This is a genomic window from Butyrivibrio fibrisolvens (assembly GCF_023206215.1).
GTDB classification, from domain to species: domain Bacteria; phylum Bacillota; class Clostridia; order Lachnospirales; family Lachnospiraceae; genus Butyrivibrio; species Butyrivibrio fibrisolvens_C.
The window spans coordinates 2,291,450-2,313,539 of the sequence record NZ_CP065800.1; the positions used below are offsets into that span (position 1 = coordinate 2,291,450).

General features: G+C 40.9%; 18 protein-coding genes. 17 read left to right on the forward strand and 1 reads right to left on the reverse strand.

Going from position 1 to position 22,090, the window contains the following annotated elements:
* Positions 1-10 precede the first annotated feature (10 nt).
* Positions 11-322, reverse strand: coding sequence for a thioredoxin (gene trxA / locus I7804_RS09430; RefSeq protein WP_022752915.1), 312 nt, complete (start codon positions 320-322; stop codon positions 11-13).
* 418 nt (positions 323-740) lie between these two features.
* Between trxA and cls the strand changes: the two genes are divergently transcribed.
* The 17 genes from cls (at position 741) to I7804_RS09515 (ending at position 22,087) form a co-directional block, all read left to right on the forward strand.
* Positions 741-2,441: a cardiolipin synthase gene (gene cls, locus I7804_RS09435; protein ID WP_248403113.1), complete on the forward strand. Its 1,701-nt coding sequence runs from the start codon at positions 741-743 to the stop codon at positions 2,439-2,441.
* Positions 2,442-2,478: 37 nt separating this feature from the next.
* A complete protein-coding gene (locus I7804_RS09440; protein WP_027206219.1) occupies positions 2,479-3,849 on the forward strand; it encodes an MATE family efflux transporter in 1,371 nt (456 codons plus the stop codon).
* Positions 3,850-4,415: 566 nt separating this feature from the next.
* Positions 4,416-5,480 (forward strand): DUF4349 domain-containing protein, encoded by a 1,065-nt coding sequence (locus tag I7804_RS09445; protein ID WP_248403115.1) that lies wholly within the window; start codon positions 4,416-4,418, stop codon positions 5,478-5,480.
* Positions 5,481-5,564: 84 nt separating this feature from the next.
* A complete protein-coding gene (locus I7804_RS09450) occupies positions 5,565-6,260 on the forward strand; it encodes a FadR/GntR family transcriptional regulator (protein ID WP_051216920.1) in 696 nt (231 codons plus the stop codon).
* Positions 6,261-6,439: 179 nt separating this feature from the next.
* Positions 6,440-7,924, forward strand: coding sequence for a DUF1846 domain-containing protein (locus I7804_RS09455; protein WP_110073762.1), 1,485 nt, complete (start codon positions 6,440-6,442; stop codon positions 7,922-7,924).
* Between the two features lie 96 nt (positions 7,925-8,020).
* Complete coding sequence (locus tag I7804_RS09460) at positions 8,021-8,440, forward strand: hypothetical protein (RefSeq protein WP_027215457.1); 420 nt, start codon at positions 8,021-8,023, stop codon at positions 8,438-8,440.
* 218 nt (positions 8,441-8,658) lie between these two features.
* Positions 8,659-8,889, forward strand: a complete 231-nt coding sequence (locus tag I7804_RS09465; RefSeq protein WP_248403117.1) for a type II toxin-antitoxin system HicA family toxin — start codon at positions 8,659-8,661, stop codon at positions 8,887-8,889.
* The gene (locus I7804_RS09470; protein ID WP_248403119.1) at positions 8,886-9,233 is read left to right on the forward strand and encodes a type II toxin-antitoxin system HicB family antitoxin; all 348 of its coding nucleotides are present in this window, start codon (positions 8,886-8,888) and stop codon (positions 9,231-9,233) included. Before I7804_RS09465 ends, I7804_RS09470 begins: the two co-directional genes overlap by 4 nt.
* A gap of 497 nt (positions 9,234-9,730) precedes the next feature.
* On the forward strand, positions 9,731-10,819 hold the full coding sequence (recA, locus tag I7804_RS09475) for a recombinase RecA (RefSeq protein WP_022752923.1): 1,089 nt from the start codon (positions 9,731-9,733) through the stop codon (positions 10,817-10,819).
* Positions 10,820-10,899: 80 nt separating this feature from the next.
* On the forward strand, positions 10,900-11,508 hold the full coding sequence (locus tag I7804_RS09480; protein WP_248403120.1) for a regulatory protein RecX: 609 nt from the start codon (positions 10,900-10,902) through the stop codon (positions 11,506-11,508).
* Between the two features lie 228 nt (positions 11,509-11,736).
* Positions 11,737-12,411 carry a polyphosphate polymerase domain-containing protein gene (locus I7804_RS09485; protein WP_022752925.1) on the forward strand — a complete coding sequence of 225 codons (675 nt, stop codon included), beginning with the start codon at positions 11,737-11,739 and terminating at the stop codon, positions 12,409-12,411.
* A gap of 80 nt (positions 12,412-12,491) precedes the next feature.
* The gene (locus I7804_RS09490) at positions 12,492-13,160 is read left to right on the forward strand and encodes a DUF4956 domain-containing protein (RefSeq protein ID WP_022752926.1); all 669 of its coding nucleotides are present in this window, start codon (positions 12,492-12,494) and stop codon (positions 13,158-13,160) included.
* A 116-nt stretch (positions 13,161-13,276) separates the two neighbouring features.
* Entirely contained in the window at positions 13,277-15,880 is a 2,604-nt protein-coding gene (locus I7804_RS09495; RefSeq protein WP_248403122.1) for a carbohydrate-binding domain-containing protein, read from the forward strand.
* A 229-nt stretch (positions 15,881-16,109) separates the two neighbouring features.
* Entirely contained in the window at positions 16,110-17,663 is a 1,554-nt protein-coding gene (gene rny, locus I7804_RS09500) for a ribonuclease Y (protein WP_022752928.1), read from the forward strand.
* 280 nt (positions 17,664-17,943) lie between these two features.
* Entirely contained in the window at positions 17,944-18,312 is a 369-nt protein-coding gene (locus I7804_RS09505) for a metal-dependent transcriptional regulator (RefSeq protein WP_022752929.1), read from the forward strand.
* Between the two features lie 32 nt (positions 18,313-18,344).
* Positions 18,345-20,234, forward strand: a complete 1,890-nt coding sequence (locus I7804_RS09510) for an RsmB/NOP family class I SAM-dependent RNA methyltransferase (RefSeq protein WP_248403124.1) — start codon at positions 18,345-18,347, stop codon at positions 20,232-20,234.
* A 209-nt stretch (positions 20,235-20,443) separates the two neighbouring features.
* Entirely contained in the window at positions 20,444-22,087 is a 1,644-nt protein-coding gene (locus I7804_RS09515) for a putative manganese-dependent inorganic diphosphatase (protein ID WP_248403126.1), read from the forward strand.
* Positions 22,088-22,090 lie beyond the last annotated feature (3 nt).

The following is a 22,090-nucleotide window of genomic DNA, read 5'->3' on the forward strand; positions in this document are numbered from 1 at the left end:
TTTCGATAGATTACTTGCCGATCATCTTGAGGAGCTCTGACTTTGGTTTAGCACCAACACTCTTGTCTACGATGTCGCCACCTTTGAAGAATCCGATTGTAGGGATAGACATTACGCCGTACTTAGCAGCAAGATCCTGCTCATCATCAACATTGATCTTACCAACCTTGATATCGTCGTTCTCTTCTGCAATCTGATCTACAACAGGAGCCATCATCTTGCAAGGTCCGCACCAGTCTGCGTAGAAGTCTACAAGAACAGGCTTGTCAGAATTAAGTACTTCTGCTTCGAAGTTATCAGATGTAAGCTGTATTATTGCCATAAAAATTCTCCTTTTTGAATAGAAAAAATAATATTATTGGTTTCACACAATCATATTATAAACTGAAAAAAACGGAAAAAAGATACAGCAAAATTAAATTTTACACAATTTTAATAACTCTCTTGATGAAAAATAGCAATATTTAATAAAGTACTGTGTTATAATGCTAGCGTGATATAATTAGTATATTACATATCTTGGATTTGTGATTTGGGGTTTGAAAATGAAACATTTTTCAAACGTTTAGCGTAAGAGCTAAAAATTCATCATGCTGTCTATTATTATCCTGTAACGCCATGAATATCATAGTAAGACTATTGTACTTACTATTATGCCATGCACTTATTTCATTTTAGATGAACAAGACTTCTCAAAAGGTCAAGAAGAGTGGTAAGTGAAGTTATATGTAAGGAGGGCTATGTATAAAGATAAGGAAAAAGAACCAATAATAAAGAATCAAGATAATCTAAATAATAAAAATGATACCAATAATAAAAGCGATATAAATAATAAAAACAAGGCTCATAAAAAGTCACTGGATGAGTCTTTAAAGGTAAAGATCAATCCCAAAGGAAAGGCAAACAGAAACGCCCAGAACAGTGTGAACAGAATAGCCGCAATTGCTATTTTTACCCTGCTTCAGATTGTGGTACTGGGACTTATGCTGTATGAATTTAGTAATTACAGTATCTATTTTCAGATTGGATTTGGCGTTCTCTCGATCATAATCGTTCTGACTATATACGGGAGACATACCAATTCTGCCAACAAGATGCCCTGGATGATATTCATAATGTTCGTTCCTGTGTTTGGCATACTTCTGTATCTTCTTATGGGGCGACCAGGCGTAACAGCTAAGGCCAGAAAGCGTTTTGAAGAGATTGACTCCAAGATCCTTCCTTATCTCAAGCCTAGAAGGAGTATTCTTAATTCTCTTGAAATAAGTGATCCTAATATAGCTTCAAGAGTCAAATATGTGGAAGACTATGGTCACTTCCCGGTATATAAGAATACTGACTTAGTCTATTTTGATGATGCGAGGAAGGGAATTGAAGATCAGGTAAGAGAACTGGAGAAGGCCAGAAGCTTTATCTTTATGGAGTATTATGCGATTCAGGATACAGACACCTTTGAGCCGATCAAGGAAGTCTTGGCAAGAAAAGCTGCTGAGGGTCTTGAAGTTCGCGTTATCTATGATGATATAGGAAGCGGAGGCTTTATTAATAGCGGATTTATAAAGAGGATGGAAGATCTTGGCATCAAGTGCCGAGTGTTCAATCATGTAAGTCCTTTTTTCCAGGTCATTATGAACAATCGTGATCACAGGAAGATAACCGTCATAGATGGAAGAGTTGGATATACTGGCGGATATAATATTGCAGATCTTTATACACATAGGATCGAACCGCATGGATTCTGGAAGGACACAGGTGTCAGACTCACAGGAGACGGGGTGGTGACGCTTACAGCTCTTTTCCTTGAGATGTGGAATGCAGTTAAGGCCAACGATATTGATGACAATGATCTTTCAATCTTTTTTCCAAGGGTGTCTTACACAGCTATGGAGAAGGATTGCTTCGTGCAGCCTTTTGCAGATACGCCGCTGGATGAGGAGCTTCTTGGAGAGAATGTCTACATGGGGATGCTCCAAACTGCAAGGAAGTATTGCTGGTTTGTGACCCCGTACCTTGTCATAACTGATGAGCTGTGCCGCGAATTCGAGATTGCGGTTAAGAGGGGCGTTGATGTCAGGATCATAACCCCAGGCATTCCTGATAAAAAAGTTGTATACGCGATCACAAGGTCTTATTACAATGAGCTTGCAAGAAATGGTGTCAGGATCTTCGAATACACGCCGGGATTCTGTCATGCCAAGATGTGCATAGCTGATGGACAGTGCGCGACTGTCGGGACGCTTAATCTTGACTTTAGATCCTTGTATCTGCACTTTGAAGATGGCGTATATCTATACAATTGTAAAGCTATAAAAGATATAGAAGAGGACTTTAAGGAGATGTTTAAAGTCAGCACCGAAGTTACAGACAAGTATCATTCGCACAGAAGTGTGCCGCTTCGTATAAGTCAGTGTGCGCTGAGGATCGTCGCACCGCTTGTGTGATAATGGAAAATACAGGCTTAGGTAGGGAAAGATAGTTTTGGCAAAAAAGTTAAGTGAAGACAAAAGAAATATAGTTTTAAACGGTAATATATATCAGGCTGTGCTGATGCTGGCAGTGCCTGTAATGATCAATAGTTTTATTCAGTCTCTTTATAATCTGACAGATACATACTGGCTGGGAGTTCTGGGAACAGAGTACCAGTCTGCGATCACGCTTGTATCGCCTTTTCAGTCTATATTACAGAATTTTGGATCCGGTATCACCGTGGCAGGTTCTATACTTATAGCTCAGTACCTTGGTGCGCACAATGACAGGGAAGCTTCGAATATGGCGGATCATGTCTGCATCTCGACACTTATTTTCTCTGTAATATGCGCGATATTATGTTTTATCATATCTCCGCCTCTTGTGGGGTGGCTTGGTGCTACAGGACTTCAGTATGACTATTCACTTATTTATATCAGGATCGTCATTCTGGATATGCCTCTTTTGTACATGATCAATATCTATTCGTCGGTGCATCAGGCCCAGGGCGATTCTGTGCGCCCTATGCTTTTGAATCTCATAGGAGCGGTGGTCAATCTTATAATGGATCCGCTTCTTATGGTAGTACTTCATTTTGGAATAGCAGGAGCAGCTTTTGCCACATTGTTTGCAAAGCTTCCGGGAGCACTTATAGCTCTATATACTCTTACAAGAGAAGGTCAGGTCATAACTCTTCATTTCAAGGGATTTAGATTCCAAAAAGAAAAGCTCCTTAGCATAGTAAGAATAGGTCTTCCTACAGCGATAGGCCACAGTACTATGCAGTTTGGCTTCCTTCTTATGAGTAGAAGTGTACAGGCTTATGGCATGATCGCAACGACGGCTTATGGTATAGGCAATAAGATCAACTCCATCATAACTCTTCCTAATAACGGAATAGGCTCAGCTATCAGTACCATAGTAGGTCTCAATATAGGAGCAGGTGACAAAAAGAGGGCTGACAGAGGCTTTAGGATAGCTCTTAAGATGGCTTTTGTATATCTGCTTATTGCAGGACTTATCCTGTCAAGACGCCCTATAGCTGAGTTTATGGTCAGAACTCTTACATCAGATGATCAGGTTGTAGCTCTTGCTACAGACTTTTTGTGTCTGATGGCTTTCTGGTGTTTTACCAATGCTTTTTATAATGTGACTATGGGACTTTTCCAGGGAAGTGGTCATACTCTTGTGACTATGATAGTAGATGCATCAAGGTTGTGGATATTTAGATTTGCAACACTTTTCATCTGTCAACATGTGTTTGACATGGGCGTTGAGTCTGTATGGTACTCTGTAGTTGTATCCAATGCAAGCTCGGCAGTTATCCTCTTTGTCCTATATCTGACAGGACTTTGGAAAAAAGACGTTATCAAGGCCAAATAAACTGATATAATGATATAAAGCGTAAAAATAAATGACTCAAACTTCGCACTTGCCAAACATACGCCACCCTCTGAGGCAGAGCCAATGCAGCCCGTTTATAATACATTTTCGTATCTTGAATGTGTTATAATTCAGGGCAAGATATCTGGATCTTTATATTCTAGGGTCCAAACTCGCTTCGCTCAGACAGGTGGACCCTAAGAAGAATATAAAGATCCAGATATCTTGCTCCTGAATTTAATAACACCTTCAAAAGATACGAAAATGTATTATAAACGGGCTGCATTGTCTCTGCCTCAGAGGGTGGTGTATGTTTGGCAAGTGCGAAGTTTGAATAAATGAAATAAAAGGTAAAATAATTTCGAAGAAGATCTCGAAAAAAGATCTCGAAAAAAAGATGTGACGTGTGCTTCTAATGATCCGTCTTATAGTTTAGAAGGGCAAAAAGCCGGAATAACATATTCGCAGTTTGCTGACGTTTTAATGATCTGTTATGAATGCGTCAGTAGTGCAGGCGATGAAACAAAAAAGTACAATTCCCCAACATGGGGGTGAGGAGGATTATTATGAGGAAAATAAGAACAGGTTTTTTAGGAGCACTAATTTTATCTTTTTCTATGATTCTATCAGGATGTGGAGGTACATCAGACAGCTCGTCCTATAATGCAAAGTCCGCAGGGGGCGATGCCAACTATGCGATGGAGAATGCTAATGATGAAGTTGCAATGTCAGAAGACTATGCTGAAGGCGATGTAGAAACGGAGACTGATGTAGAAGTAGATGAGTCATCGCAGGCTACTGACAGGAAGCTTATCACTACAGTCAATATCAATTCTGAGACATTAAGCTTTGATGAGACTATATCCTGGATAGAAGCAAGGACTCTGGAGCTTGGTGGATACGTTGAGAGCAGCAGTATATCTGTAAGTGGCAGTTATTACTATAGTGACAGATATGTGGATCTTCATACTGCAGACTATGTAATCCGTATACCTGAGCAGAAGCTTGAAGGATTCCTAACAGATGTTGATTCTAAGACCAATATCACATATAAGAGCAAGAACGTAGAAGATGTAACTCTTACATATACTGATATCGTAGCTCATCAGGATGCTCTTGAGGCAGAAAAAGAAGCTCTTGAAAAGCTTATGGAGAAGGCTGAGAACATGGAAGATATCATCACTATCCAGACTGAGCTAACAGATGTTCAGTACCAGATTGATTCCATCAAATCACAGCTTCGCGTATATGATAACAAGATCGATTACAGCACTATCAATATAAGCATTAAAGAAGTTGAGCCTGATAATCTCACTATTACTGAGAAGAAGACTGTATTCCAGAGGATAGGCGATGGATTTATGTCAAGCCTTAAGGGGACAGGTAACTTCCTTGTTGAGCTGTTCATAATCATCGTTGTCAACATCCCACAGCTTATACTTCTTGCAGCTATAATCATTGTTATAGTACTTATCGCTAAAAAAAGTATGAAGTCATCAGAAGAGAATAAGTCCAAGAAGAGATCGGGAGTTTTTAGTCGCAAAGATATAATCGATCCTATTGACGCGGTTAATAGTCAGGAAGGTGACAATTACCAGAATGACAGCGATGGTCAGAAGGATAAGAAATAAAGATAAGAATAAGCGATTTAGTTGTTCTTAGTAGAAAGATATTCATGATTTGGAATGCAGATTGATACAGAGGAAAGGCGACAGATGGAAGAGAAAAGATCGTCCCGTGACATTGTTACAGCTCGCATTACCGAAATGATATTAACAGGCCAGCTCAAGCCTGATGACCAGCTCCCTCCGGAAAGGGAGCTGGCTCAAAGTATGGGCATCAGTAGAAAGCTTTGTTCGGATATAATAAAAGAACTTGAAAGAAGAGGACTTCTTGTCGTAGTGCCGCGGCAGGGAGTCTTTGTCAATGATTTTAGACATAATGGCAATATCTATACCCTTGAGGCTCTTATGAATGTGCAGCTCGAACTTCAGCCCCAAGAGATCCGATCGCTTCTTGAATTCAGATGGGCTATGGAACTACTTGCCTGTAAGCGTGTCATCGAGACTGCCAGTGACCAAGAGATAGCAGACCTTGGCCATATGCTTGATAAAGTGCTGGATTCAGGTTCTGCAGAGGAAGCGGCTTTATGTACCTACGAGTATTATCACAAGCTGGCAGTTCTAAGCGGCAATTCAATAATCCCCATGACTACACTTGGTTTTAAAACATCTACGATTAAGCTTTGGCAAAGGTATGTTAATAATTTTGGCATATCACAGCTTTATAAGAGCCTTGCCCAGGTCTATTTTCATATCAGACAAAGGGATTTTGAGGGAGTCTTTAAACAGCTATCAAAATCCACAACTGAGACTATTAGCGGAGATTACAGTATCTATAAAGATCTGTGACGATCATGCATAAAGTGACGTAAAAAAGTACTTGAAATGCCTTTTATTTTAGCGTTAAAATGTGTTCTTGTATTGCATAGTTATGTAATAGCTGACTTCTTTTTTTCATAACACATCATATGTGTATAAAAAGTTATTCCGTAGGTATTGGTACAACTAAACAGGTAGGAGATTCTTATATGAACAAGATAGGTTTTGACAATGACAAGTATCTTAAAATGCAGAGTGAGCAGATTCGCAAGCGTATAAGCGAGTTTGGCGGCAAGCTTTATATGGAATTTGGTGGTAAGCTTTTTGATGATTTCCACGCTTCCAGAGTACTTCCCGGCTTCCATCCTGACAGTAAGATCACTATGTTAAAAGAACTTAAGGATCAGGCTGAGATCGTTATTGCTATCAACGCTGCAGATATCGAGAAGAACAAAGTAAGAGGCGATCTTGGTATCACTTATGATATGGACCTTTTAAGACTTGCTGATGCATTCCGCGAGGAAGGTCTGTATGTTGGATCTGTTGTTCTTACAAGATTTGCAGAGCAGCCTTCTGCCATAGCTTATGAGAAAAAACTCAAAGCACTTGGTCTTAAAGTATACAGACACTATCCTATTGAGAATTATCCTTCTGATATATCACTTATCGTTAGTGACGAAGGTTTTGGTAGAAACGATTATATCGAAACAACTCATCCACTTGTTGTCATCACAGCTCCGGGACCAGGAAGCGGCAAGATGGCTACATGCCTGTCACAGCTCTATCATGAGAATAAGAGAGGTGTGAAGGCCGGATATGCCAAGTTCGAGACATTCCCTATCTGGAACCTTGCTCTTAATCACCCTGTAAACCTTGCATATGAGGCAGCAACAGCTGACCTTGATGATGTTAACATGATAGATCCTTTCCATCTTGAAGCTTATGGTGAGACTACAGTTAACTACAATCGTGACATAGAGGTATTCCCTGTACTTAATGCTATGTTTGAGAAGATCTCCGGAAGCTCACCATACAAGTCTCCTACAGACATGGGAGTTAACATGGCCGGCAATTGCATCTTTGATGATGAGGCTGTATCAGCAGCTGCTAATCAGGAGATCATCAGAAGATACTATCAGGCTCTTTGCGAATATCGTAAAGGTAATGCCGGAATGGAACCTGTCCGCATCATAGAGCTTCTTATGAATAAGGCAGGAATCTCACCTGCTGACAGACCTGTTGTTGCAGCAGCTAATCTTAAAGCAGAGCAGACCGGCGGCCCGGCAGCAGCTATGGAACTTCCTGATGGCAAGATCCTTACAGGTAAGACATCTGTTCTACTTGGAGCATCTTCAGCTCTTCTTATCAATGCACTTAAAGAGCTGGCAGGAATAGAAGACAGTGTAGAACTGATCCCTCCGGATTTCATCGAGCCTATCATGAAGCTCAAGAGTGACTGCCTTGGAGATCATTCTTCACTTCTTCACCTTAATGAGATCCTTATCGCGCTGTCAGTGACAGCTGTTAATAATGAGAATGCAAGAAAAGCTCTTGAGCATATCCCGGATCTTAAGGGATGCGAAGCACACAGCTCAGTTATCCTGTCACAGGTTGATGAGACTGTATTCAAGAAGCTTGGTGTGAACCTTACATGCGAAGCGCATTACGAGAGCCAGAAGCTCTATCATAAATAAATGAAATAGCTAGTCTTGGGGGATTCCTGGGACTGGCAGTTTATAAACTGCCAGCCCCAGGAATTTGCATGATTTAGATTTAGTTGAGGTTGGAATATGCTGGTACATAATGAAGAAGATTTTAAGTATATAATGCAGGATTTTGAAAAATATTATATTGGAGCTAGATATAGCTATGATGAGCTTATGTCTTCGAATTTTGTGCCATTTAAGCTTAAAACCATCATTGAAAAGTATATAGCTAAGGATATTGATAAGAGTGCTACGCTTGAAAGCCATTTTTATTTTATGACAGATGAAGGCTTTGATTATAGAGTATGCAGACAGCTTCGACTAAGACTTCGCTGCTCAGTTCTTGCAAGCCCTCATGTGGACGGCGTAGAAGATAAGTATACTGAAAAAATATATCCTATAGATAAGCTTGTGAAGTTATCTTCACAGGATAAGATGGATAAGGGGCTGGTGATAAGAGAACTTATAATTGGTAAGCTGTCCCTTTTGATGTTCCAGGTGTAAAGCTTTTGCAATATTATAAACTGGTGATAGTAATAGGATAATGAAACTTTGTTTGATGTAGTGGAAGCTATGTCGGATGAAGTTTCTTTTTGATTAAGATATGCTAAAACTTATACAGCTAATCCAATTGACAGGTGTACTGCAAAATGCTATATTGTAACTATAAAATAGTTGCAAGAGGAATTGCTGTGCCAAAAAAATCCTAATTACTAGAAAAATTGTTATCAAAACCTGCACCAACAAGTTTTACAATCAGGGAACTTGATACACTCATGAAACAGTGCGGTTGTGAAAAGTTTGAGGGTGGAAGAGGATCTGGAATAGGTTACTATCATATTGAAACCAAACGCATCATTCAATTTGATGGACCACACCCAGGCAATGAGCTATACAGGTATCATGTAAAGATGATTATAGCGTTTTTAAAGGAAGTAGGTGAGATTGGATGATAAGTTCGTTGATGGAATATAATGGATATCACGCAAAGGTAGAATTTGATCAGGAAGATCAGATTTTTATTGGACACGTTCTTGGAATAAATGACTCTTTAAATTTTCATGGAGAGTCAGTAAAAGAGCTTACTCAGTCCATGCATGACTGTATAGATAATTATCTTGATTACTGTCAAAAGATTGGAAAAGAACCTGAACGTGAATATAAAGGGACTTTCAATGTAAGAATTAAACCAGAGCAGCATAAGAAAATTGCATTGTATGCTGCTAATGAAGGAATCACTATAAATCAGTTTGTTTCAAGAGCTATTGATGATGAGCTGAAAGTTCTTGAAGGCTAAACGATTTGGCGATGTTATAATAAAACATCAAAAGTATGATGATTAATATAAATAAAAGCGGCAATCAGATAGCGCAAAAACGATATTTGATTGCCGCTTTTTAGAAGTTGCAAACAAGTCTCTTTCATGCTAACATTTTAATGTTCTTAAAGTTCTGAAAATATCTGAGGCATATCTGCCAGACATTTCAGCATTTAAGATTAAAAATCTAGCATAAGAAATGCTAAAATTATTGACAACCGGCAGGATATACCCTAAAATAAATCATGTGATCAATGTGGCAGGAGATGATTTTATCGCATTATCACTGGATTTCATTAGTTATATCATTAGTACATAGAATTACAGTCATGCAATTCTAAATATGTATAGGATGCGTTTTTTGATCCTGTACATAGAAGTACATCCTATATTTTTTCAAAATATTAAAATATCTGCCGGAGAGGAGAGATCTCTTTTTACGAGGGGTCGTGCGCATCTGCGCAGGAAAGGAAAACATGGAAAGAGAAGAAAAACAAAAAGCACTTGAGGCTGCCCTTGGACAGATTGAAAAGCAATATGGTAAAGGCGCAGTTATGAAACTGGGTGACCCTACTAATCAGATGAGTGTTGAGACAACACCTACAGGTTCCCTTAGTCTTGATATTGCACTTGGACTTGGAGGAATTCCTAAAGGACGTATCGTTGAGATATACGGACCGGAATCTTCAGGTAAGACAACAGTTACACTTCATATGATCGCAGAGATTCAGAAGAGAGGCGGTATTGCAGGCTTCATCGATGCCGAGCACGCTCTTGATCCTGTATATGCAAGGAATATCGGAGTAGATATAGACAATCTTTATATCTCTCAGCCTGACAGTGGTGAGCAGGCTCTTGAGATCACAGAGACTATGGTTCGTTCCGGAGCTATTGATATTGTAGTAGTTGACTCTGTTGCAGCACTTGTACCTAAGGCGGAGATTGACGGTGAGATGGGTGATTCGCATGTAGGTCTTCAGGCAAGGCTTATGTCTCAGGCTCTTCGTAAGCTTACAGCTGTTATCAGCAAGTCTAACTGTACAGTAGTATTCATCAACCAGCTTCGTGAGAAGGTTGGTATCATGTTTGGTAATCCTGAGACTACTACAGGTGGTAGAGCTCTTAAGTTCTATTCATCAGTACGTCTTGATGTACGCCGTACAGATTCTATCAAAGTTGGCGGTGAAGTTGTAGGTAACCACACTAAGGTCAAGGTCGTTAAGAACAAGATCGCTCCGCCATTCAAGACAGCTGAGTTCGATATCATGTTTGGTAAGGGAATATCTCAGTCCGGTGATATCCTTGATCTTGCTGCTAATATCGATATTGTCAACAAGTCAGGTGCATGGTATCAGTACAATGGCGAGAAGATAGGTCAGGGCCGTGAGAATGCCAAGGCTTACCTTGAAGAGCATCCTGAGATCATGGCTGAGATCGAAGGCAGGGTTCGCGAGTTCTATAACCTTCCTTTAGATGAGTTCTCTAAGGCACAGGCTGCTAAGGCTACAGAAGCTGAAGCTGATGAGACTGCCAAGAAGAGTTCTAAGAAGAAGGCAGAAGCTTAAACAGAGTATTCAAAATTTACAGTGGCGGTCCGTGACATAGATCCGGGTCGCTACTTTTAAATTCGAGGCATGAGGTTATTATGATCATCACTTCTATCAAAGAATATGACAAGAAAAGAAGCCAGATATATATAGACGGAGAGAAAGCCTTTCTCCTGTATAAAGGAGAAATCCGTAAGTATAAGCTTGAGCAGGATAAGGAGATAGACCAGATAACTTATGACGTTATTGTAAGGGAAGTCCTTGGAAAAAGGGCAATCCTTAGAGCTATGAATCTTTTGCAAAAGCGCGACTATACTGAATATAAGCTAAGAGAGAAACTGGGTGACGGAGGCTATCCACAAAGCTGTATTGATGATGCGATAGACTATGTCAAGAGCTACAAGTATCTGGATGATAGAAGATATGCCTCTGACTATGCAAGATATTATAAGGAATCCCGAAGCCGTAAACGTATAGAGCAGGATCTTATTCAAAAAGGTATAAATAAAGATCTGATAACAGAAGTAATGGAAGAAGAATACGAATCGGATGATGAAGATATAGAACTTGACCAGATCCGCCATCTTCTTACCAAGAAGCACTATTCTCCTTCGATGGATTACAAAGACAAACAAAAGATCATGGCTTTCTTGTACCGCAAAGGATACAGCACAGAACTGATATATAAAGCCATGGATATGGATTAAGATAGATATGTAAACTTATCACTTGCAAATAATTTTTTGCAAAGAGCCTCTTGGCATCAAGCCAAGGGGCTTTTTGCAATCTTGTGCTGGTGCAGGTAATGTAAACATCCCGCTTTGATGATGCTGTACCGCTATGGTGAATAGCTGATTAATAATTATTGTTTAAGATTTGATTTAAGTTCGATTTAGGAAAGGTCTATATAATCGTGTTCAAAGGAGAGCGAGTATATGCAAGGTAGACATGAAATCAAACACAGTATCAGCTTGACTGATTACTACGTCCTAAGGCAAAGACTCAGAGCCGTTTTAAAACAGGACAAACATGTAGGGCCTACGGGCTGCTATATGATAAGGAGTCTGTACTTTGACTCATATGATGACAGAGCTTTGAAAGAGAAGCTCGATGGCGTTAGAGACAGAGATAAATATCGTATCCGTTTCTACAATAACAATACATCAGTCATTCATCTTGAGAAAAAAAGCAAACGCGTAGATATCGGATTTAAGCAATCGGCATCACTTACTTCCAATGAATGCCAAAGGATTGTCAATAACGATTTTGAATGGATGAAAGATCATGATCATCCGCTTGTAAGAGAACTATATCGCGGTATGAAAAATGACGGATTAAGACCCAAGACAATAGTTGATTATACAAGAGATCCATTCACATATCCGGCAGGTAACGTTCGGGTGACACTTGATCATCATATTAGGAGCGGCCTTCGCTGTACGGATTTTCTAAATCCGGATTGTGTGACAATCCCTGTTGCACCTGATGTGATAATACTGGAAGTAAAATGGGACAATTTTCTTCCTGACATAGTAAGGCAGATAGTTCAGGTTGAAGATACAAGAGCTACAGCATTTTCAAAATATGCTATATGCAGGATTTTTGAATAATGCAGCTTGAAAGTCTGAAAGTATATTTTTTGTAGTGTGTAATAACATCGAATAATTCATGAATCAAAGGAGATAGTAAAATGACATTCAGTGATATCTTTAAATCAAGCTTTTTGGAAAATGTAACATCGGTTAGTATCTTGGACATGGTAATTGCCCTGGTTCTGGCATTTGGAATTGGCGTATTTATCTTTTTTATCTACAAAAAGACATTCCAGGGAGTTATGTACTCTCCAAGCTTTGGCGTAACTCTTATAGCACTTACAATGATCTCGACACTTGTAATTCTGGCAGTAACATCTAATGTAGTTCTTTCACTAGGTATGGTCGGTGCGTTATCTATCGTTCGTTTCAGGACTGCGATCAAGGATCCGCTTGATATAGCATTTTTGTTCTGGTCTATAGCAGTAGGTATCGTACTTGCAGCAGGAATGATCCCGCTTGCAGTATTCGGAAGTCTTATCATCGGTCTTATCCTTGTACTTTTTGTAAATCGTAAGACTTATGTAAAACCTTATATCATAGTGGTTACTCTTGATGATGCTATCGCCGAAAAAAATGTTATGGAATATATCAAGTCTAATGCAGATAAGCTTATCTTAAAGGGTAAGACAGCTCGTAAAGGCAATATCGAACTTACATATGAGGTAAGGCTCAATTCTGAGGATACAGCTTTTGTAACAGCTCTTAGCGATAAGCCTCATGTAGAAAGCGCAGTACTTGTAAGCTATAACGGCGAGTATCAGTAATAAAAAATCAAAATATAGCGGCAATAGAGTTGTTATATCCGATTTAGAGATGCCTCTATTGCCGATATTAATTGAAACATAAGTTTAGAATCAAAACAGATAGGAGCTGGAAAATTATGTCTTTTAGTAAACATACAAATTTGATTTGTATCATAATTACTATCCTGACTGTTCTTCTGACTGCCTTATTTATGAATGCCGAGAGACTGGGCGTAAGTGTAGTTACTTCTGATGTGTCGGCAGATGAAGAGGGTATTTTTTCAGATAGAGATCTTGATCCGTCCTATACGGAAGCGACAGCTGTATATATAGATCTTAGTGATATTGATGGATATACAAGTGGCGGTGCATATGAGCTTGATGGAGATCTGTATATAGTTACAGCTGGTACCTATGTACTTAGCGGAGAACTTGAGAATCAGCAGGTGATCGTAAATGCATCAGATGCCAAGGTTCAGATCGTTCTTGACGGCGCTACTATAACCAATGAGTCTCTTCCTGGAATATACGTAGCGGCAGCTGACAAGGTATTCATAACACTTGAAGAAGGATCAGATAATGTAGTGTCATCGTATGATCTTAGCTCAGAAGCTGCAATAGCAGCGGACGTTGATGCGGCGATATTCGCTTCTTGTGATCTTACAATAAATGGATCAGGTTCTCTTACTGTAGCAGCAGAAGGCGGACATGGTATAAAGAGTAAGGATGATCTGGTAATAACAGGAGGATCGATCACTGTTACAGCAGATGACAATGCACTTCTTGGCAAAGACTCGGTTCGTATATGTGATGGTACCTTCAATCTGACATCGGGTAATGATGGCATTAAAGCCAATAACACTTCGGATGAAGACAAGGGATATGTGACTATAACAGGCGGCGATTTCACGATAGTAGCTGATCATGACGGAATATCTGCAGTTACGGATGTTAATATATCTGGTGGAAGCTTCGATATCACAACAGGTGGTGGATATGAAAATGGGGCTTCGCATACTGATGAGATGGCTATGGGCGGCATGAGAGGCCAGATGCAAGGTATGGGCAGTACAGATGGGCAGATGCCGGATGCCGGAAGTTGGTCATCTGATGAAGATACTGAAGATGCAGATAGTGAAGTAACAGAAGACGAGATGCCACAGGAAGGCGGAGAAACACCTGATATGAGCGGTGAGATGCCGCAGGCAGGCGGAGAAGCGCCTGATATGAGCGGTGAGATGCCGCAGGCAGGCGGAGAAGCACCTGATATGAGCGGTGAAATGCCGCAGGCAGGTAGTGATACACTTGATATGAGTGGTGAAGATGCCGCAGGAGAAGGCGATGGATCATCTGGCGCAGATGCGGCGATTGAACCAGGTACCTCGGAAGTGGCAGATACAGCAGGTACAGATACAAATTCAGCAGATATAGAAACAGCGGATACAGAAACAACAGATTCAGATACTACAGGTGATGATACAACAGAAGAATCAGATAGCTATAAAGGTATCAAAGCCGGTAATAGCATCACTATATCCGGTGGAACCTTTAATATTAACAGTAGTGATGATGCAATCCACAGTGATGGAGATGTTCTTATATCCGATGGTGATATTACTATATCCACCGGTGATGATGGCATACATGCAGAGAATCAGGTAGATATTGAAAACGGTACTATAGTAATAGAGACAAGCTATGAAGGCATAGAAGGTTATTATATCTATATCTACGACGGTGATGTAAGTGTAACAGCTACTGATGATGGTATGAACGCCGGAGGCGGCTCTGATACATCGACTATGATGATGGGCGGCGCAGGCATGGGCGGCATGGGTGGCCGTGGCATGAACGCAGGTTCCGGTGCTCAGATGGCTCCTAATACAGATGGAACAACTATGCAGAACGGGTCTCAGAACACAGATGTTACAACAGATCAGAATGTATCGCAGGATGCAGATACTTCAACAGAACAGGATGCAGATGGTGCAACTGACCAGAATGCATCACAGGGTGCAGATGCTACAACTGACCAGAATGCATCACAGGGTACAGATGCTGCAACTGATCAGAATATGCCAGAAGGTGCAATGCCTAGTGGAAATACTGAAGAAGCAGCTAGTAGCAGTGACTCTGATACTGATAATACTACAACAACTACTACACAGATCCAGTGTCTGGCGATCTATGGTGGCAATATATATGTCAATGCAGCAGGCGATGGTCTTGATTCCAACGGAGACCTTATCATCTATGGCGGCAACGTGATCGTAGACGGACCTGAGAATGGCGGCAATGCAGCACTTGATTCCGGAACTGAGAGCGGCGGCGAACTGATCGTCAATGGCGGAACAGTTATAGCTCTTGGAAGTACTGGAATGATAGAAGCATTCTCAGATAACTCTGAGCAGAATTCATTTATAGTTACTATCGAAAGCGGCTATGAATCAGGAGATACTATAACGATAACAGATGCAGAAGGCGCTGTGATCTACGAATACACAGCTGCAAAGAGCGGTAATGCAGTGATATTCAGTAGTGAACAGCTTACCATTGGAGAGACCTATACTGTTACGGTTAATGAAGAAACACAAGAGATAACACTTGACTCAGTATGCTCTGGGGATGCATCTTCTACAGGATCATCCATGGGTGCTCCCATGGGAGGTGGAATGGGCTCTCGAAACGGCGGACAGATGGGAACTCAGCAAAGCTCCGGTGAATCTCAAAGCGATAATTAAGGCTTTTTATAAATGACTTTCGCAAAATAAGTAAAGGCAAAAGAGCTGTATTTTGTAAAAACCAGAATACAGCTCTTTTTATAGCCTTGGAAGTATCATGGTAGCCTTGACAGAGAGCCTTTACAGGGGTAAACTAAAAGTGTTGTAAAATTGTATAAACAAATGCTGATTTTGGGCATGATATACAAAATATTGTACAATGAAAACTGAATAAGGAGGTGCTCCTGTAATGAGTATTACTATGGCTGTAATTATAGCAGTAGTAGTAGCTGCACTTTCTGTCATCATTACCGTTAATGTTAACAATGCCCGTCATAAGAAAAATGATGCGGCCAAGATCGGCAGTGCTGAAGAAAGAGCAAGAAAGATCATTGACGATGCCCTCAAATCTGCAGAAGATACGAAACGTGAAAAACTCCTTGAGGTAAAGGAAGAGTCTCTGAAGACTAAGAATGACCTGGAAAAAGAAGTTCGTGACCGCAGAGCCGAAATTCAGCGCTCTGAGAGACGTATACAGCAGAAAGAGGAAAATGTCGAGAAGAGATCTGAGGCGATTGAAAGAAGAGAGCAGAGCCTGAGTGCCCGTGAGGAAAATCTTAACAAGAAGACCGCGGAGATTCAGAAGCTTGATGAGGAGAGACGTAAGGAACTTGAGAAGATCTCAGGACTTACAGCTGATCAGGCTAAAGAGTACTTGCTCAAGATCGTTGAAGATGATGTCAAGCATGAATCGGCAGTCATGATCAAGAACATCGAAGCCGAGGCTAAGGAAGAAGCTGATAAGAGGGCTAAGGAGATTGTGATAGGAGCTATCCAAAGATGCGCTGCAGATCATGTCTCTGAATCTACTATTTCAGTTGTTCAGCTTCCTAGTGACGAGATGAAAGGACGTATTATCGGACGTGAGGGTCGTAACATACGTACACTCGAGACAATGACAGGTGTAGATCTTATCATAGATGATACACCGGAAGCTGTAGTTATATCCGGCTTTGATCCGATCCGTCGTGAAGTTGCGAGAGTTGCTCTTGAGAAGCTCATCGTAGACGGTCGTATCCACCCTGCAAGAATTGAGGAGATGGTTGAGAAGGCTAAGAAGGAAGTTGCCACTCAGATCAAAGAAGAAGGTGAAGCAGCATCTATGGAAGCTGGAGTTCACGGACTTCATCCTGAGATCATCAAGCTTCTCGGAAGACTCAAATTCCGTACAAGTTATGGCCAGAATGTTCTTAAACACTCGATTGAAGTATCTCAGCTTTGCGGACTGATGGCAGGCGAGCTTGGTCTTGACATCCGTATCGCTAAGAGAGCCGGACTTCTTCATGATATCGGTAAAGCCGTTGACCATGAGATGGAAGGTTCACATGTACAGCTGGGTGCAGATATCTGTCGCAAGTACAAGGAGTCAGCTCTGATCACCAATGCTGTAGAGGCACATCATGGTGATGTTGAACCTCAGTCTCTGATCGCAGTTCTGGTACAGGCAGCAGATGCTATATCAGCAGCTCGTCCAGGTGCAAGAAGAGAGACGCTGGAGACATATACAACAAGACTTAAACAGCTTGAAGATATCACTAACAGCTTCAAGGGCGTTGAAAGCTCTTATGCTATTCAGGCCGGACGTGAAGTTCGTGTTATGGTTGTTCCGGATCAGGTTACAGATGCCGATATGGTTATTCTGGCACATGATATATCTCAGAAGATTGAAGCTGAGATGGAATATCCCGGACAGATCAAAGTTAATGTCATCCGCGAGAGCAGAGCAACAGATTTCGCAAAATAATACTTGCGAAGTTGCATTAAAACCAAATATTGAAAACTATAAAAGAGTCGAAGTTACTTCGGCTCTTTTTGAATTAATCAATAAAAAGGATACTTTATGAGCTTGATAAAATGGTTGGAAGAATGGTATAAATTTTGTTTTTTCTTTTATTTTTATTGCACTGTGTTTATAAATGTTTTACAATTAGAAAACTGCTATGCTCTTGTGAAGTTCGTTAGTATATGCTAACATATTTTTGTTGATTAATTCACTTATTTTAAAAGACAGGAGGCTTTACCCTATGCACGAATCAGGTGAAGATTATCTTGAAACCATTTATATTCTCAGGAAGAGAAATGGTAGTGTGCGTTCTGTAGATGTTGCCAATGAGCTTAACTTTTCCAGACCCAGTGTATCCAGAGCTGTCGGTATTTTGAAAGAAGATGGATATATTACTGTGGAAGAGGATGGCGAGCTTGTACTTACGAAGCTTGGACTTGAAAAGGCCAAGAGCGTATATGACAGACATACCAATCTTACAAAGTTTCTGATGCTTACAGCCGGAGTTGATGAGCAGACGGCAGAGACAGATGCTTGCAGGATTGAACATATTATTAGTGTCAGCACTTTTGCCGGCATTAAGAAGTACCTTAAGGAGAATAGTAAATAAGCGCAATAACGGCTTATTGCGGAAGGAAATAAATGCTCCCAAGTAAGTTCACAAACAGAATGAAATTTATGCTTGGCCAGGAATGCGATGCGTTTCTGGTCTCTTTTGAGTGTGTAAGAAGTAAGGCTCTTCGCATTAACCCTTGTAAACTTCAGGGTGGAAGAGAGGATGCGTATTCAAAGCTTCCCTTTGAGACCAAAAAGATTTTGTGGGAAGAGAATGGCTTTGTATATAAGGATGAAGATGAACCCGGCAAACATCCACTTCATATGGCGGGACTTTATTATATACAGGAACCAAGTGCAATGTCGCCTGTAGCTTATCTTGATCCCAAGCCTGGCCAGAGGGTATTGGATCTGTGCGCTGCACCAGGTGGTAAGAGTACCCAGATAGCAGGCAGGATGCAGGGAAGAGGTATCCTTGTTTCTAATGAGATCAATGCAGGCAGAGCCAAGATCCTATCTGAGAATATCGAAAGAATGGGCATAGGCAATGCCATGGTCCTTAATGAGACTCCTCAGAATCTTTCAGCCAGATTTGAAGGCTGGTTTGACAGGATCCTCATCGATGCACCATGTTCAGGCGAGGGTATGTTCAGGAAAAACGAGGATGCAGTAACTAATTGGTCTCCTGAGAATGTAAGACTCTGCGCTGACAGGCAGGATGAGATTCTGGATAATGCAGCATCCATGCTGGCTCCATCAGGAAGGCTGGTATATTCTACCTGTACATTTGCTCCGGATGAAGATGAGGGTACTATATACAGATTCCTGCTGCGTCACCCTGAATTTAGAGTTGTAGAGGTTCCATTATACGAAGGAATGGATCATGGCAATCCGTCATGGGCGCTTATTGACACTAGTGATGAAAGCACCTGGACTGTGCCGGACCTTCAATATAATGCCGCTTCCACACAGGATGATCAAGATTATGGTCTTGAAGGATGCCTTGATGAAGTTAAAACTAATAAAGAAAAGCTGAATAAAGAAGTTGCAGACCAGCTTGCAAACTGTATAAGGCTCTGGCCGCATCATCTTAAGGGTGAAGGACACTTCCTTGCGGTGCTTGAAAGGGTTAATGAAAATTCAGATGTTGACGTTAAAATAAATAGTGCCAAGGAAGCTGGTGAGCTGCATGGTAATGATATGGGCCAGGAGGCTGACGAGTCTGTTAATGATATAAGTCAGGAAAATGGTGAGCAGTCTGTTAGTGATATAGACCAGAAAGCTCCTACAATAACCTACTGTCCCGGCGGTTTCCAAAGAGGAATAAGGATAGAGCAAAGAAATCCTCTTGATAGTTCCTGCTTGGGAGAAGACATAGACGATTTCGATAGTAAAGGTGCTAATGCTTCTGGCGGCGCAGAAAAGATAGACTCAGATTCTGCTGATAAGAAGTCCAAGAAGAAACTAAAAGCCAAAGACAGAAGACTTATGGATAAAAATGCCGGAAGAGCGCAAAATAAGGCTCTTAAAGGCGGCAGCGATCTTGAACTTGCCAAGAAGCTTTGGGAAGAATTCGCTGGGGAAGTACTTAGCGAATCCGGCATGGACAGACTTTACGGAACTCTTTTTACTTTCGGAGAGAATGTATATCTGGCGCCTTTCCTTATGCCGTCGACCGACAGACTTAAAGTCATGCGCCCCGGGCTTCATCTTGGAACTATGAAGAAGGGCAGATTTGAACCATCGCATTCACTGGCTCTTTTCCTAAGAAAAGAGGATGTGAAAAATAGCCATGACTATCCAAGTGACAGTAAGGAGATAAAGGACTTCACGTCTGGACTATCTCTTACGGCTTCTCTTGACAATGGATGGTATCTTATCCTGACAGATGGATGCAGCCTTGGCTGGGCCAAGAGTGATGGAAGAAGACTTAAAAATCACTATCCTAAGGGGCTTAGGATCAATTATGCAGATTGATGCACTGCTTTGATAGCGATATCTATTCAAGAATATAGGTGTTTTAATCTGGATGTTTTATGTGCTATTGTTGAAGTTGTATAAAAACTAATAATTTTTATACGACTATTTCTAGTCTGTACTATTAAGCGTTATGATATAATATTTTTGGAAAATTGACGAAAAGAATTGAATGTATTTGTGCAGATTTAAATTTATGAGGTTATTATATGAAAGAAGAACGTCCTGTATTTGTAGTTGGACATAAGAATCCTGATACTGATAGCGTCTGTGCTGCTATTGCCTATGCAAGGCTTAAGACTATCATAACAGGAAAAGCATACGAACCAAGAAGAGCAGGTCATCTTAATGAGGAGACCAGCTATGTTCTTGATAGATTTGAAGTAGAAAAGCCTTTGATGCTGACTGATGTAAGAACTCAGGTCAAGGATCTGGAGATAAGGGACCTTGCAGGCGCAGCAGGCGATACATCTTTGAAAGATGCGTGGGAGATCATGCGTAATGCCGGAGTTGTAACTGTGTGCGTTACCAAGGATGACCAGCTTCAGGGTATCATCACTACCAATGATATCGTTACATCCTACATGGATGTATATGATTCAGATATACTCGCAAGTGCCAGAACTTCATACAAGAACATAGTCAAGACTCTTGATGGCAAGATGATAGTAGGAAGTGAAGAAGGCAATGTCGAAAAGGGTAAAGTCGTAGTTGCTGCAGCCAGCCCTGAAGTTATGGAGAATATCATCGATTCCGGAGATGTTGTTATCCTTGGCAATCGTTATGAGACTCAGCTGTGCGCTCTTGAAATGGATGCGGACTGTATCATAGTCTGCGACGGCGCAGAAGTTGCACAGACTATACAGAAGCAGGCAGTTGCTCACAACTGTCGTATCATCACTACTCCTCATGATACATTTACGGCATCAAGACTTGTTAACAGTAGTATGCCTATAGATCACTTCATGAAGAGTGAGGGACTTGTATCCTTCCATATGGATGATTATATTGAGGACATTCAGGAAGTTATGGCTCAGGAGCGTCATAGATATTTCCCTGTCCTTGATGAGTACGACAGATATGTGGGAATGATATCACGTCGTAATTTCCTGGGTGCAAGGAAGAAACAGCTCATACTTGTAGACCATAATGAGAAGAATCAGGCAGTACAAGGCATAGAATCTGCTGAGCTTTTAGAGATCATAGATCACCACAGGCTTGGTACTATTTCTACGTCTTCACCTGTTTTCTTTAGAAATCAGCCTCTGGGATCAACTTCTACTATTGTATACTTAATGTATAAAGAGAATCATGTTGATATAGATCCTCAGACGGCCGGTCTTCTTATGGCTGCCATTTTATCTGATACACTTATGTACAGAAGCCCTACATGCACTCAGATTGACAAGAATGCCGGTGCAGAGCTTTCGATGATCGCCGGTGTTAATGCAGAAGAGTTTGCTATGGAGATGTTCCATGCAGGTAGTAATCTTGGCTCTAAAACAGGTCCTGAGATCATACATCAGGATTTCAAGAAGTTCACGGTTGACAATAAGACTATCGGTATAGGACAGATCAACTCCATGAGCGCAGAAGAGCTTGCCGACATCAAGAAGAAAGTTGTATCTGAACTTGATAAGACACTTGCAGCAGACGGAATAGACATGATATTCTTCCTGCTTACAAATATATTAAAAGAATCATCTGACGTCGTATTCGCAGGAAACGGTGCAGAGAGTATTATAGAAAATGGATTTTCAGTTGAAACTAGAAATAACGGAGCATATCTGCAAGGCGTTGTGTCACGTAAGAAACAGTTCCTGCCTACAATCGTAGACACCTTAGAAGGTTGATCA

Bases quoted from the DNA above. Each gene is read 5' to 3' on its own strand.
- trxA (WP_022752915.1), bottom strand. From the start codon at position 322: ATGGCAATAATACAGCTTACATCTGATAACTTCGAAGCAGAAGTACTT.
- cls (WP_248403113.1), top strand. From the start codon at position 741: ATGTATAAAGATAAGGAAAAAGAACCAATAATAAAGAATCAAGATAAT.
- I7804_RS09445 (WP_248403115.1), top strand. From the start codon at position 4,416: ATGAGGAAAATAAGAACAGGTTTTTTAGGAGCACTAATTTTATCTTTT.
- I7804_RS09450 (WP_051216920.1), top strand. From the start codon at position 5,565: ATGGAAGAGAAAAGATCGTCCCGTGACATTGTTACAGCTCGCATTACC.
- I7804_RS09455 (WP_110073762.1), top strand. From the start codon at position 6,440: ATGAACAAGATAGGTTTTGACAATGACAAGTATCTTAAAATGCAGAGT.
- I7804_RS09460 (WP_027215457.1), top strand. From the start codon at position 8,021: ATGCTGGTACATAATGAAGAAGATTTTAAGTATATAATGCAGGATTTT.
- I7804_RS09470 (WP_248403119.1), top strand. From the start codon at position 8,886: ATGATAAGTTCGTTGATGGAATATAATGGATATCACGCAAAGGTAGAA.
- recA (WP_022752923.1), top strand. From the start codon at position 9,731: ATGGAAAGAGAAGAAAAACAAAAAGCACTTGAGGCTGCCCTTGGACAG.
- I7804_RS09480 (WP_248403120.1), top strand. From the start codon at position 10,900: ATGATCATCACTTCTATCAAAGAATATGACAAGAAAAGAAGCCAGATA.
- I7804_RS09485 (WP_022752925.1), top strand. From the start codon at position 11,737: ATGCAAGGTAGACATGAAATCAAACACAGTATCAGCTTGACTGATTAC.
- I7804_RS09490 (WP_022752926.1), top strand. From the start codon at position 12,492: ATGACATTCAGTGATATCTTTAAATCAAGCTTTTTGGAAAATGTAACA.
- I7804_RS09495 (WP_248403122.1), top strand. From the start codon at position 13,277: ATGTCTTTTAGTAAACATACAAATTTGATTTGTATCATAATTACTATC.
- rny (WP_022752928.1), top strand. From the start codon at position 16,110: ATGAGTATTACTATGGCTGTAATTATAGCAGTAGTAGTAGCTGCACTT.
- I7804_RS09505 (WP_022752929.1), top strand. From the start codon at position 17,944: ATGCACGAATCAGGTGAAGATTATCTTGAAACCATTTATATTCTCAGG.
- I7804_RS09510 (WP_248403124.1), top strand. From the start codon at position 18,345: ATGCTCCCAAGTAAGTTCACAAACAGAATGAAATTTATGCTTGGCCAG.
- I7804_RS09515 (WP_248403126.1), top strand. From the start codon at position 20,444: ATGAAAGAAGAACGTCCTGTATTTGTAGTTGGACATAAGAATCCTGAT.